8 protein-coding genes are annotated in these 15,058 nt (G+C 25.7%); 3 read left to right on the top strand and 5 right to left on the bottom strand.

Annotation, left to right across the window (positions count from 1 at the left end):
* Window positions 1-37 precede the first annotated feature (37 nt).
* Entirely contained in the window at window positions 38-2,230 is a 2,193-nt protein-coding gene (locus CJ670_RS07430) for an NADP-dependent isocitrate dehydrogenase (RefSeq protein ID WP_105939492.1), read from the bottom strand.
* A 119-nt stretch (window positions 2,231-2,349) separates the two neighbouring features.
* Entirely contained in the window at window positions 2,350-3,477 is a 1,128-nt protein-coding gene (gene mltG / locus CJ670_RS07425; protein WP_280951924.1) for an endolytic transglycosylase MltG, read from the bottom strand.
* A gap of 46 nt (window positions 3,478-3,523) precedes the next feature.
* Here mltG and CJ670_RS07420 point away from each other — a divergent pair, with 46 nt between their 5' ends.
* Entirely contained in the window at window positions 3,524-6,280 is a 2,757-nt protein-coding gene (locus tag CJ670_RS07420; RefSeq protein WP_165785198.1) for a YhdP family protein, read from the top strand.
* 87 nt (window positions 6,281-6,367) lie between these two features.
* The gene (locus CJ670_RS07415) at window positions 6,368-8,569 is read left to right on the top strand and encodes an endonuclease MutS2 (RefSeq protein WP_105939490.1); all 2,202 of its coding nucleotides are present in this window, start codon (window positions 6,368-6,370) and stop codon (window positions 8,567-8,569) included.
* Between the two features lie 15 nt (window positions 8,570-8,584).
* On the opposite strand, the gene CJ670_RS07410 is transcribed toward CJ670_RS07415, so the two are convergent.
* From CJ670_RS07410 to CJ670_RS07400, 3 genes are all read right to left on the bottom strand, one after another.
* On the bottom strand, window positions 8,585-9,868 hold the full coding sequence (locus CJ670_RS07410; protein WP_105939489.1) for a hemolysin family protein: 1,284 nt from the start codon (window positions 9,866-9,868) through the stop codon (window positions 8,585-8,587).
* 97 nt (window positions 9,869-9,965) lie between these two features.
* Entirely contained in the window at window positions 9,966-12,854 is a 2,889-nt protein-coding gene (locus CJ670_RS07405) for a DUF748 domain-containing protein (protein ID WP_105939488.1), read from the bottom strand.
* A 63-nt stretch (window positions 12,855-12,917) separates the two neighbouring features.
* Window positions 12,918-13,706, bottom strand: coding sequence for an ABC transporter ATP-binding protein (locus tag CJ670_RS07400; RefSeq protein WP_105939487.1), 789 nt, complete (start codon window positions 13,704-13,706; stop codon window positions 12,918-12,920).
* Between the two features lie 146 nt (window positions 13,707-13,852).
* Between CJ670_RS07400 and CJ670_RS07395 the strand changes: the two genes are divergently transcribed.
* The gene (locus tag CJ670_RS07395) at window positions 13,853-14,833 is read left to right on the top strand and encodes a diaminopimelate dehydrogenase (protein ID WP_105939486.1); all 981 of its coding nucleotides are present in this window, start codon (window positions 13,853-13,855) and stop codon (window positions 14,831-14,833) included.
* Window positions 14,834-15,058: the final 225 nt, after the last annotated feature.

The following is a 15,058-nucleotide window of genomic DNA, read 5'->3' as shown; positions in this document are numbered from 1 at the left end:
TTACATTTATACTAAAAAGAGGATTACCTCTTTTTAGTTATCCAATAATTTTATTAAGTGTTGCAGAAGGTCTCATAACTTTTGAAGTTAATTCATCATCAAATAAGTAGTAACCACCTGTATTTGCAGGTTTTCCTTGAACTTCAGCAAGTTCTTTTACAATTTGAGCTTCATTTTCATTCATTACTTTTGCAACTGAAGTAAATTCAGCTTTAAGTTCAGCATCATCATTTTGTTTTGCTAACTCATCAGCCCAGTACATTGCAAGATAGAAATGACTTCCTCTATTATCAATATCACCAACTTTTCTAGCTGGTGATTTGTCATTGATTAAGAATGTTCCAGTAGCTGCATCTAGAGTTTTTGCTAAAACAGCTGCTTTTTTATTATTTTGAGTATTAGCTAAGTGGTCAAATGAAGCAGCAAGAGCCATAAATTCACCTAAACTATCCCATCTTAAATAGTTCTCTTCTTGAAGTTGTTGAACGTGTTTAGGAGCAGATCCACCAGCACCAGTTTCAAATAAACCTCCACCATTCATAAGTGGAACAATTGATAACATTTTTGCACTAGTTCCTAGCTCTAAAATTGGGAATAAATCTGTATTGTAATCTCTAAATACATTTCCAGTTACTGAAATTGTATCAAGACCTTTTCTCATTCTATCAAGAGAGTATTGCATAGCATCATCTGGAGATTTAATAGATATTTCAAGACCACTTAAATCATAATCTTTTAAGTATTTTTCAACTTTTTCAATCATTTTTGCATCATGACCTCTATTTTTATCTAACCAAAATACTGCAGGAGTATTTGATAATTTAGCTCTATTAACTGCTAGTTTTACCCAATCTTTAATTGGTTCATCTTTAGTTTGGCACATTCTAAAGATATCACCATTATCAACATCAAAACTAAATACAGTCTCACCTGCTTTATTTGTTACAACTATTTTCCCATCAGCATTTGCTTGGAAAGTTTTATCGTGGCTTCCATACTCTTCTGCTTTTTTAGCCATTAATCCAACATTTGGAACTGTTCCTATAGTTTTTGGATCAAGTGCTCCATTTTTTTTACAATCATCAATAATAATTTGGTATGTTGTAGCATAACATCTATCAGGAATCATAGCTAGAGTATCTTCTTCTTTGTCCTCTTTATTCCACATTTTTCCACCACCTCTAATCATAGCAGGCATAGATGCATCAATAATAACGTCAGATGGAACATGTAAGTTTGTGATACCTTTTGCAGAGTTTACCATAGCAAGTCTTGGTTGAGATGCATATACTGCATCAATATCTGCTAAAATTTGAGCTCTTAATGCATCATCAACTTGGTCTAATTTTGAGTATAAATCTCCTAAACCATTGTTAAAGTTTACTCCAATTTTTTCAAAAGTTGAGCTATGTTTTGCAATTAAATCTTTGAAATATACTTTTACTGCAAATCCAAACATAATTGGATCAGATACTTTCATCATTGTAGCTTTTAAGTGAAGTGATAATAAAACATCTCTTTTTTTAGCTTCATCAATACCTTTTTGATAAAACTCTTGTAAAGCTTTTGCAGATAATTTAGTTGCATCAACAACTTCACCATTTTCTAGTGGTAAAGATGCCTTTAAAACTGTCTCTTTTCCATCTTTACCTACAAAAGAAATTTTAAAGTTATCTTCTTTATCTAAGATTGTTGAAACTTCTGTCCCGTAAAAATCATCAGCATTCATATGAGCAACATCAGTTTTAGAATCTTTTGCCCAAACACCCATTCTATGAGGATTGTTTTTTGCATAGTTTTTAACAGCACTTGGAGCTCTTCTATCAGAGTTTCCTTCTCTTAATACTGGATTTACAGCACTTCCTAAGATTTTAGAGTATTTTGCAGTTACTTCTTGGCTTGCATCATAATTTGGAATATCATAACCTTTTGATTGAAGCTCAGCAATTGCAGCTTTTAACTGAGGAATTGATGCAGAAATATTTGGTAATTTAATAATATTTGCATCTGGATTTTGAGTCATATCTCCAAGTTCAGCCAAAGTATCACCAATTTTTTGCTCTGGTTTTAAGTTTTCAGGGAAAGTTGAAATAATTCTTCCAGCTAGTGAAATATCTTTTTGAACCATTTGTATATCAGAACTTTTTGTAAAAGCCTGTATTATTGGTAAAAAAGAGTATGTTGCTAAAGCTGGTGCTTCATCAACTTTTGTGTAAATAATTTGTGCCATTTTTCCATCCTAAATTGTAAATTTGATATGGCAAGATTGTAACTAGATTTATATTTAAAGATATTGAATTTGGTTATATTTTTTTGTGTGAATATTTGATTGTTTCAAATATTCACATCTTAATTTACACTATTAAATAAATCTTTTATTGAAGGTGCTTTTTGATTTGAAATATCATTTTTCATAATATCAATAGCTTCATTATCTATATCGTTTGGTTTATCATTAACTTTTGTATAAGTTTTTACTACTCCAATATTTGCATTAATATTTGCTTGATGTGTTTCATAATCATTTGAGAACTTATGAAGCCCTGTTTTATTATCTCTTACAAAATATAAGTAATTACTTTTTACAGGGAAAATTGCTGCTTTTATTGCATCTAAACTAACAGCACAAACTGGATCTTTTGGTAAGCCTTTGTTTTTGTAAGTATTGTATGAACTTTCATCATTTCTTATTCTATCAGCTGTTACAACACTATTTGAATATTTTCCATAGTTTAATGTTCCATCCATCTGAAGTGCCATATTTTTCTTTAATCTATTATGAACAACACTTGCTATTATTGGCATTTCATTTGTTGTTGCTGCTTCTTTTTGTACAACCGAAGCTAAAGATATGTATCTAAACCATTTTTCTTTGTCATATCTACCAAATATTTTTTTTGAGAACTCTTCATATTTTTTATTTGTTTGTGAAAATAGATAAAATAAAATATACTCTTCGTTCATTCCAATAGGTAAAGAATAGCTATCTGCTAATATATTTCCATCTAGTTTATAAGAGTATTCATTATATATTTTTTGAAGTTTGTTTTCATCTAAATTAAATTCATCTGCAATTTTCTTTAAAAAAAAGTATGAAGTTTCGCCTGGAATTAGTGTAATTGTTTTTAAAGCAGCTTTTGAAGTAAGAAGTTTTATTAAGAAATCCATTTTTGTAAGTCTTGTTTGCTCAACATCGATCCAACCACTTTGTATGAAGCCACCAGATTTTAAAATAATCTCATCTATTATATTCATTTCATAGCCATTTTTGTTTAAGTGTGTTACAATACTGCTCGTACTACCTTTTGGAATAAATATAATTTTATTTGTAACAACTGGTAAATTTAAATAGTAAAGCACAATAATACAAAAAATAAGGGATAGATATAAAGTGTTAAAAAAGATTAGAATTTTTGTATTGTTGCTTGTAATATCTCTCTTATTGGTAATGTTTTCTCTTCTATTTTCAGGTATCAAAATAAGCTCTTTTCAGTTATTAAATTTTAAAATTTCGGAATTTTATATGAAATTGGATAAAAAACTGATTTTAAAGATTGAAAACATAGAGTATAAATCAAAAAAAACCATGACAAATAGCTCAATTGAAGATATAAAAAAGAATTTGGATATTTTACCATTTGTATTAAAATGGTTTCAAAATATTGATATAGAAAAACTATCAATCAATGATAATGTAGTTAAAATAATATTAAATAAAGATATCTTAAGTGTTGAAAATAAGTTTTTTTTACTTGACTCAAAAATAGATGTCTTATCAAAAGAGGTTTTGTTAGATATTAATAATTTATATTTAAAAGATTACAACATTTTATTTAAAGGAAAAGCAAAAATAGACTATTTTGATGAAGAGTTAAAGTATTTTGGGGATATTTATTATCAAGATTTAATAGTTAATGGAAATATTGATATTACAAAAGATAGAGTTAATTTTTTTATAAATAGTGAATTTTTCAAAAACTTACATTTTTTAAAAGAATATCTTGATTTACCAGAAGTTGCAAATTCTTGGATGTATGATAATGTAAATGGTGATTTTAAACTAAATTGGTTTTATGGTGAATTTGATTTAAATAAAAATGAGATAATTGAAAAAAGCCTCCAAGGTGATGCAGTTATTGAAAATGCAAAAATAAGATTTGAAAATAGTCTAGAAGAGATAAATACAAGTAAAGTTGATGTAAATTTCAAAAATAGTACTTTGCATTTTGATTTAGTAGATGCAATATATAAAGGAAAAGAGCTTAAAAATAGTTTTGTAACAATAAAAGATATTGCAAATGAGAATAATGGTTTAGTTTTGGTTAATATAGAGGCTAAAACCTCTTTAGATAAAGATGTTTTAGATATTTTAAAAGCTTATGAAATTATTGTTCCTGTTTTGCAAAAAAACGGAGAAACACAAGCAAAGCTTCTTTTGTCTTTCCCGTATGCTGAAGATAAGCCTATGAGTTATAATGGAGTTTTTATAGCAGAAAAATCAAACATTTCTATATCTGGTTTTGATTTTGAAACAAATGGTGCAAAAGTTATTTTAGAAAATGATTTATTATATATAAATGATGCTAGCTTTATTTTTCAAGATATTGTAGATGCAAAAGCAAATTTAAAACTAGATTTAAATAGTTTAAAAATAGAAGGAACTTCACAAATAAATAAGATTTTAATAAAAGATAGCAAAAATTCTAAAATTTTAAATATAACAAACGCAAATAGTGATATTTTTATGGATTTTAGCAAAAATGTAAATATTGAACTAAAAGATTTAAAAACAACTATAAAATACGATAAGTTTTTAACTATAAATGTAAATGATATTTCAAAAATATATAATTATTCAGATATTTTAAAACAAAATAATATAAATAATGGAAACATATCTTTAAAAATTATAAATAAAGATAATATAGACTTCAATGGATTTTTTAGTGGATTTACTATTCCTATAAAAAAAGATAATAAAGAGATAAATAGTTTAGATTTTTATGGAAATATAAATAAAGATAGAGTACAAATCTCTTCTAGTGATAACTCAATAAGGTTAAATTTTAAAGATAATATAGATCTTTTTTTGGATGGATATGATATTTTTTATGATGAAAATATTAGTAAAAATAGTAAAGTAGAATTTGATACAAATATAGACTTAAAAAATTCTAAACTATTTTTTGATAATCAAGAGTATAAAATAAAAAGTGCTAATTTTAATATAAAAAAAGATTTAATAACTTTTAATGCATCTTTATTTGATTTGGATTTACCTATAAAAAAAGATAATGAAGATTTAAAAGAGCTTGATATTTTAGGAAAGTACAAAAATGGTATTTTAGATATAAACTCAAAAACAGATGATATTTTTTTAAGAGTAAAAGATAAGCAAACAACTATAAAATTAGATGGATATGATATTTTTTATGATACTAAATACAATGATATTCATGAGAAAATAGGAAGTTTAGGTATTATTGGAATAAAATCGAATATAGTTATAAATAATAAAAATAAAATTTTAGCAGATTTTTATGAGTTAAATATAAATAAAGATAGAAAATTTTTCTATTTGGAATTTGAAGATAGTAAAATAAGTTTTACAAGTAAAAATAATAATATAGATGTATATGCAGCAAAAATAAATGAAAAATTTATAAATACTTTTGCAAATAGTAATATTTTGGATGGTGGAAAAATTGATTTTTTTGCAAATGGAACTACCAAAAGCGTAAAAGGAAAATTGATAATTGAAGATAGTAGTTTAAAAAATGTTAGTATTTTAAATAATATTATGTTTTTAATTGAAAGTTCACCAGCTTTTATAAATCCACTTTTGGCTATTCCTGCTGTTTTTGGATTAAATAAACTAGGAATTTATAAGATGAAAGAGGGTGTAGTTGAATTTGAATATGATAACGATAAAAATTTAATTGATATAAAAAATTTACACACAGTTGGAAATGGTATGGATTTTGAAGGAAAAGGAGTTTTAGACTTGAATAAAAAAGAAGTAGATGCAACTCTTAATTTAGTATTTTTAAAAACATATTCATCTGTATTTGAATATATTCCAATTATAAATTATATTTTATTGGGAGATGGAAAGAGAGTTGAAACACAAATTCAAGTAACAGGAAGCTTAAGTGACCCAGTTCTTACTACAAATTTATTTAAAGATGGATTTTATGCACCTTTGAATATATTTAAAAGAGTATTTACAACACCTTCAAATATGATTGATGATTTTAATAAATTTAATCAAAAAGATTGAATTTAGTACTATTTTTACTATAGCTTTATTATAAAAATATAAAATTTTTCATAAGAACCTTATGGCTATTTTGATACAATTTACGCTATGGAAAATTTAATAAAAAAACTAGACTTAAACGAATATATCACAAACTTTTCAAAACTTTTTGCAAGAGAAAAATCTATAATACTAGAAGGTGATATAAATATTCACTATAAAATAATAAGTGAACTTTCAAAATATAATATAAACCAGCCTTTAAGTGTACAAAATCTTGATTCACAACTTATGCACATTCAAAAACAAGGTATTTTAAGAGTTTATGAAATTTATGAGTTTATAAAAATAATAAACTATTTTTTGTATCTAAAAAGGTTTAATTTTGAAGGAAAACTTCTTGAATGGATGGATAAAATCATTATTCCAAGTGAGATTATAAAAATTTGTGAATATTTTGATGATAAAGCAAATATAAAAGAGGGTATTGATGAAGATTTTGACAATATAAAACAAGCAATTTATAAAAATAAAGAAGAGATAAAACAAAGCCTTTATAAAACTATAAACTCCTCAAAAATAAAGCCATATTTAGTAGATATGCAAGTACATTTTATAAATGACCAAGAGTGTTTACTAGTTCGTGGAGGATTTAATCACATACTTAGTGGAAGTGTTATAGATAGATCAAATTCGGGATTTTTTTATGTAATTCCACATAGTGTTAGTGATTTAAAACAAAAACAGAGTGATTTGAAAAACAAACAAGAGGAAATTTTATTTAGACTTTGTAAAGAAATCTCTCATCTTTTTGAAAGAAATCTATTTTTTTTAAAATTTATAAACAAAGAGTTTGATAAATTTGATCACTATCAAGCAAGAATATTTTTCTCAAAAATAGGGGATAAGAATTTTATTTTACCTTCAAAAAAAGATGAAAATAGACTTGTTGATTTTTGTCATCCAGCTTTAAGTAGTCCAAGACCTATTTGTATTGATTTTTCAAAGAGTGTTATTATGATAACAGGTGTAAATGCAGGTGGAAAAACTATGATGTTAAAATCGATTTTAAGTGCGATTTTTCTATCAAAATATTTACTTCCATATAATGCACACAAAAGTACAGTCGTAAGCAATTTTAAATCTATTAATGCTGTTTTAGATGACCCACAAAGTGTTAAAAATGACATTTCTACATTTGCTGGTAGAATGCTAGAATTTTCAAAGCTTTTTGAAGTAAAAAATGCAATAGTTGGAGTTGATGAGATAGAATTAGGTACTGATTCAGATGAAGCTGCTAGCTTATTTAAAGTTATAATTGAAGATTTAATTAAAAATGATATAAAAATAATTATCACAACTCACCATAAAAGATTGGCTGCTTTGATGGCTTCAAATCCAAATGTTGAGCTAATAGCAGCACTTTATGATGAAGAGAATCAAAGACCAACATATCAATTCTTGCAAGGAACTATTGGTAGGTCTTATGCTTTTGAAACAGCTTTGAGATATAAAATCCCAGCTGGAGTTGTAAAAAGAGCAAAAGAGGTTTATGGGGAAGATAAAGATAGATTAAATGAGTTAATAGAAAGAAGTAGCGAGCTAGAAAAAGAATATAGGCAAAAAATATCAAATTTAGATAGTGAAATAGAAAATTATAAAAGGTTAACAAATAATTTAATAGAGCAAAAAGAGAGTTTGGATTTACATATTTATAGTGAAAAATCAAAACTTCACAAAGAGTATAAAGATGCCAGAGATGAAGCTAAAAAGGCTATAAAAGCAAAACTTATTAGCCAATCTCATCAACACTTAAATGTTTCACACAAAATAGCAAAAGAGATAGAAGTTGAAAAAGTACAAGAAAAAATAGAGTTAAAAGTAGGGGATAGAGTTAAATATAGAAATACAAAAGGCGCTATTGTTTCAATTAAAGGTTCTAAGGCATTTATTGAAAATGATATGGGAATGAAAGTTCAAGTTCAACTTAATGATTTAAGTAGAAGTGGAAATCCTCCACCAAAAATTCCTACAAAAAAAGCTGTGGTAACTATACAAAAGCCAGAAACAGCGAATATAAAGTTAGATTTACACGGTCTTAGAGCTGAAGAAGCTATTGAAAATCTTGATAAGTTTTTAAGTGATTCTCTTTTGGCTGGATTTGAAGAAGTTTTAGTATATCATGGAATTGGCACTGGAAAACTAGCTTTTGCTGTAAAAGAATTTTTGAAAAAACATCCAAGAGTAAAAGGTTTTGAAGATGCACATCCAAGTAGTGGTGGATTTGGAGCTAAAGTTATAAAACTTTAGCTCTAATTTAATAGATTATTCTTGTTCTTTTTTTTCGCATAATATTCTTTTTATACGATTACTTCCTACTTCTATAATTTTATAAGTACAATCTTTGTCTTCAATAGTTTCTCCAGCAATTGGTAATCTTCCTATTAAATTAAAAATTCTTCCACCGATTGTAACAGATACTTTATCATCGTCAAAATTTATATCTAGAATCTCTTCAACTTTTTCAATATTTACCATTCCATCTAGTTCATATTTATTTTCATCTATTTTTTTTATAGTTTCATTTTTTGGATCATGCTCATCTGTAGTTTCACCAATAATCTCTTCAATAATATCATCCATAGTAATAAGTCCAGAAGTCCCACCATACTCATCTACAACTAATGCTAAATGTATTCTACTTTTATTCATTCTTGTTAAAATTGAAGATATTGAAGTATTTTCAGGCACCATAATAATTGGTCTTACAAGTTTTGAAATATCAATTTCTTTATTTTCAAGAGCATTATTTAGCAAATCTCTAGTATGAACCATTCCTACAATATTATCTTTTCCGCCGTGGCAATATGGATATCTTGTATGTTTTGTAGAAGTTACTCTTTTTATATTTTCTTCAAAACTTTTTTCAGAATTTAAGCATATCATATCTTTTCGTGGAGTCATAATCTCTCTTGCAACAGTTTCTGAGAAATCAACCGCATTTTTTATTATTTCACTCTCAACAGAGTCAATATGACCACCTTTAAAACTCTCATTTACTATAATTCTAAGTTCTTCTTCTGAGTGAGCCAATTCATGCTCTGTTGCTGGTTTAACTCCAAGTGCTCTAAGAACAGCAGCAGCAACAATATCAAAAAATCTAATAAGTGGATAAAAAATTAACCAAAATATATATAAAGGACGAGCGATATATAAAACCATCACTTCGGCTTTTGCAATAGCAATAGATTTTGGAACAATTTCACCAAAAACAACATGCAAAAATGTAACAATAGAAAAAGCAATAGTAAAACTTATTGTATGAAGTAATACAGGGTTGTTTGCAAGAAAAGATACATTTGATTCTATTAGCCTTGCAAGAGCTGGCTCACCTATCCAACCTAAAGCTAAAGATGAAAAAGTAATTCCAAGTTGAGTTGCACTTAAATAAGTATCAAGAGAATTTGACATTTTTAGTGCTAAAACTGCACTTTTTCTGCCTTGTTTTACAAACTCTTCGAGTTTAGTTTTTCTAACTTTAACAATTGCGAATTCTGAAAGTACGAAAAAACCATTCATTAGCACTAAAATAAGTGCGGTAAGAAGCATAACATAGGACTGTATATCGGGATCCAAGTTTTTCCTTTAATTAAATTTTTTAAGAACCAGAAATATAAACAATATTGACTTAAATTTTGCTTTTAGATTACTTTTTTATCTCTTTTAAATTTAAATTAATATTTGAAGATGATTTTTTGATATCTTTTTCTAAAATAACCTGTTTTTTATCTATTGATTTTTCTTCAATTAAATATTTTTGAATATTTAAAGCTCTTTGATTTGCAATTTTCTCTTTTTCATTTTTTTCATCAAAAGATGGAGAAAAACTAATTGCAAACTCTTTTTTACTATTTAAAATAATAGCTATTTTATCCAAAGTCTCTTTTTGTATAGGAGTTATTTCGCTCTCTTTTAAATTAAAATCTACGCTATTTATCTCATCTTCACTAAAATTAAATAAGCTTCCAATAAGTGAAAATGGTGCTGTTATAGCTTTTGTAATAAGATTTACAAATGCTTTCCAAACTATTGCAGCAATAGAAAATTCTGGGTCATCTACATTTCCAGAAACAGGAAGATTCAAATCAATAGTATTTGAGCTATCTTCTAGAAGTGTAATTGCTAAATCCAAAGGCAAAGATACTGCATCTTTACTTTCTATTTTGTCTCCTAGCTCTAATTTTTTAATAATAATACTATTTTTTGCTTTTAGATTTGACTCGCTAATATTGTAGTTTAAATCGAGTTCAAGCTTACCATCTTTTATTGTTCGACCAAGAAATTTTGCTGTATATGGCGTGAAATTTTTCATAGATATATTTTGAAATTTCATATTTATATCTGTTAGAATTTTTATATCATTTGGATTTACAATTCCTGTTATTTTAGCAACTCCATAATCATCTACAACTCCATTTATCTCAAGATTTGAAGTACTATTTGCTCTATTTTTTACTGCTGAAACTGCTCCTGTTAGTTTTGAAATTGTTGTTTTAAAAGGAATTGGAAGATTTTTATCTTCAAAATCTAAAGTCATATTTTTTATATTAATTGGACCTAAATTTAGTCTTGTTGCTTTTTTGTTTTCAACTTTTTTATCAACTTCTTGTTTTTTTATATCATTTTTTTCTATTTCATCTTTAGCTTGAATATTTTTTGCTAGGATTATAGATATATGTGGATTGTTTAAATTTGTTTTCTCTATTCTAAATAAATTCTTTTTACTAACTAGTTTATTTAAATCCAGATTTAGATTTTTAGCTTCAATTTTAAGTTTGCTTTCCATATTTAAAATATCTATTCTAGGATCTTTTAATAAAATTTGACCAACAGTTATTACATCTTTTTTTAAGCTGAAATTTGAAATTTTTAAATTTGTTTTTTTTGTATTTATATCAAAAGAGCTATTTGAATCAAAAAAATTAATATTTGTATCATAAAGTTCAGTTTGCTTCATAGAGATGTTATTTTGTTTATCTAATAAAAAGTTATTTACTTTTAGCTTACTATTTTTTGAAGATAAAGATATATTGTTGTTTTTATCTGAAAAAACCAAATTATTTAGTTTTAAATCTGATAAATCAAAAGATATTTCATCGAAAATAGATAGTTTTGATAAACCTAAATCTAAACTATTTGTAGTTATTTTAATTTTTGATTTTTCATCTTCAAATATTAAATTATCTTTTTTTAAAGTTGAATTTGATATTTCAACTTTTGAGCCATTTATATTAATATTGTCATGAGTTAAATCTGTTTTGCTTGAACTAATATTTAATTTATTGTTATTATCAAGATATTTTGTATTTAAAGTAGCTAAATTAGCACCTTGAATATTTATTTTATCATCTATTATATTTATATTTGAAGTTTTTACTTTTATATCTTTAATATTTAGTTTTGAATTATTTAAAAAATCATCAAAATCAAAGTTTGCATTTAAATTAGTATTTTCAAAATTTATTTTCCATGGTTTATTATTTACATTATTTTCTTGAGTATTATGTTGTATATCTTTTTCATTTTTTTTCTCTTTTAAAAGATTTGTAAAATTAACTCCAGACTTATCTAAAATCATATTTACATATAAATCTTTTAGAGTTAAATCTTTAAAATTCAACTCTTGATTTTTTAAATCAAATGAAAAATATTTTAAATCTAGTTTATTTAATCTTGCTATCTCTTTTTGATTTTGTTTTAATTTTAAATTATTTATCTCAAAAATTTCACTATTTAAAAATAGATTAAAATCATTTGTAGTGTCAATATTGTAGTTTAAAACAAGATTTATATTTGCCTCAGGATTTAATTCAAAATTAAAAAGTGATTTATCAAAATCTAAAAGTTCTTTGATTTTTAAATTTGAGATAGTAATTTTTCCATAAGCAATAAATGGATCAATTTTTAGACCTCCAGATATTTTTACATCTGTATTTTCATTTAATTTAAATTGCAAGTTATTTGAAGATAAATAGTTTTTGAATGTTCCAAAATCATATATTGTATAGTTTATATCTTTTAGAAGTAAGTTGTACTTCTTTTTATCTGTAAAACTTGTAAAATCTATATTTGTATCTTTTAAAACTATTTTAGAAACTAAAAAATCAATAAGTTTTGTTTTCTCTTTTTGATTTATCTCTTCATCTATTGTTTCGGTTGGTTTTACTAAGCTTGCTAAGTTAAAAACGCCTTTTTCTTCTTCTATAATATTTAAATAAATACCTTTAAGTAAAATATTTTTTATATGGAAATATTTTTTTTCTATTGATTTTAAAGCTCTAAAATCAACAAATAAGCTTTTTAAACCTACAACTTCTTGCTCTTTTTCATCTAATAGTGAAAAACCTTTTATCTCTAAATCTAGAGTTAAAGGATTAAAATATATTTTTTCAATTTTTGTTTTTGTAATTAAAATTTCATCTAAATTTTTTACTATCTCTTTTTTTGCAATATAAGGAAGAAGAAAAAATCCGCTTAAAATATATAAAAATAGTAATGAAAGTATGAAATAAGATGTTATTTTGAGGGCTTTCATTTTTTATTTTCCTTTTTATTTATGTTTTTTTTTTAGATTATAGCACAATGATAAATAAATTTATTATAAAATGCTTTCAATATAGTATCTTTTGTTTTTTTCTTTAACTTCAAGTTTTATATCAAAAATTATGCTTAAATTTTCACTATTTAAAATATCTTCTTTTTTACCAATTTTAAAAATTGTGTTGTTGTAAATTAAAGCTACATTTTTTATCTCTGGAAATATCTCTTCTAGATGATGAGTTACTAAAATAATTGTTGATTTTAGTGATATTTTTTGTAATAGTTTTATAAAATTTATTTGAGCTTTTATATCGAGTCCAACAGTTGGTTCATCTAGTACAAAAGCTTTTGGATCGTGTATTAAAGAACGTGCTACTATACATTTTCGAAGTTGTCCTGTACTCATAGATGATACTTTTTTATCTTTTAAATCAATAATTTCTAAAAAATGAATAACTTCAAGAGCTTTTTTTATCTGCTCTTTTGTAAAATCTTGATGTGTAAATATTCCAATTGAGCTATAAAATCCACTTAAAACTACTTCAAAACCAGTTAAATATCCACCTTCTTTTTCAAAATAGTTGTGTAAATCATTTGTGATTATTCCTAACTCTTTTTTTAATTCAAAAATAGAGTATCTACTTTTTCCAAAAATCTCTTTTTTAAACTCTTTTGTGTGTCTTGGATGAATTTGAGATTGGATTAGTTTCATTAAAGTTGATTTTCCACTTCCATTTGCACCTAAGATTGCAAAGTGCTCACCACTTTTAATTTTCAAATTTATATCTTTTAAAACAATTTTTTCATCATATCCAACATCGATATTTTCGAACTCTATTATATTCATTTTTACTCCTAAAATTGGATAATTGGAATTTTACAACAACACTACTAACTATTTTATTAAGTTTTTTAATAGTAAAATATTGCCGAAATTTTTTTGTTATATCTTACATACCAAAAAAACTTACTACTTCAAAAGGAGCGTTTAGCATGAATAATCAGATTAAAGTTGCAATTGTTGGATATGGGAATTTAGGAAGAGGTGTTGAGCTTTCTATTTCAAAAAATCCTGATATGAGTTTAGTAGCAGTTTTTTCAAGAAGAGACCCGAAAAGTGTAACTACAATAAACACTCCTGTATTTTCTTTAGAAAATATTTTAGATTTCAAAGAAAAGATAGATGTTTTAATCTTATGTGGTGGTTCAAAAGATGATTTACCTATTCAAGGACCAAAATTCGCAGAGCATTTTCATATAGTAGACAGCTATGATAATCATGCCCAAATTCCAGCTTATTTTGCAAGTGTTGATAAATCTTGCCAAAAAAATAAAAAAATAGGAATGATTTCTGTTGGTTGGGATCCTGGAATGTTTTCAATAAATAGAATATATGGAGAAGCTTTACTTCCAGATGGAGATACTTATACATTTTGGGGAAAAGGTCTAAGTCAAGGACACTCAGATGCAATAAGAAGAGTTGAGGGTGTAAAAGCTGGAGTTCAATATACAATTCCTTCAAATAGTGCTATTGAAAAAGTAAGAAGTGGTGCAAGACCTAATTTAACTACAAAAGAAAAACATGCTAGAGAGTGTTTTGTAGTTTTAAATGATGGTGCGGATGCTAAAAAAGTAGAAAATGAAATAAAAACAATGCCAAACTACTTTGAGCCTTATGATACAACAGTAAATTTTATAAGCCAAGAAGAGTTTGATAAAAATCACAACACTATGCCTCATGGTGGATTTGTAATAAGAAGTGGAAAATCAAGCGAAGGTGTAAATCAAGTAATTGAATATGCTTTAAAACTTGATAGCAATCCAGAGTTTACTGCTAGTGTACTTGTAGCATATGCTAGAGCTACATATAAAATGTCTTTAAAAGGTGATTTTGGAGCTAAAACAGTATTTGATGTAGCACCAATTTTATTATCTGCTAAATCATCAGCTGATTTAGTAAAAGAACTTTTATAATACTATTTTAAATTGGGACTTTGGTCTCAATTTATTAAATATTTAATCCATAAAATATTTAATCATAATTTTAATCTATTTACTCAACTTTCGCACATAAAAAATCATTAATTTCTTATATGTAAAAGCTATAATACAGCCCATAAATAGGCACTTTTTGATATAATTTCATCACTACAATCAACTATATAAAGGGCTTTTTTATGGGACTTGATGATTTTATCC

The organism is Arcobacter cryaerophilus gv. crypticus (assembly GCF_002993025.1).
In the GTDB taxonomy this organism is placed as follows: domain Bacteria; phylum Campylobacterota; class Campylobacteria; order Campylobacterales; family Arcobacteraceae; genus Aliarcobacter; species Aliarcobacter cryaerophilus_B.
Note: the sequence above shows the minus strand (reverse complement) of the source record. Positions and strands in the feature narration are given on the sequence as shown.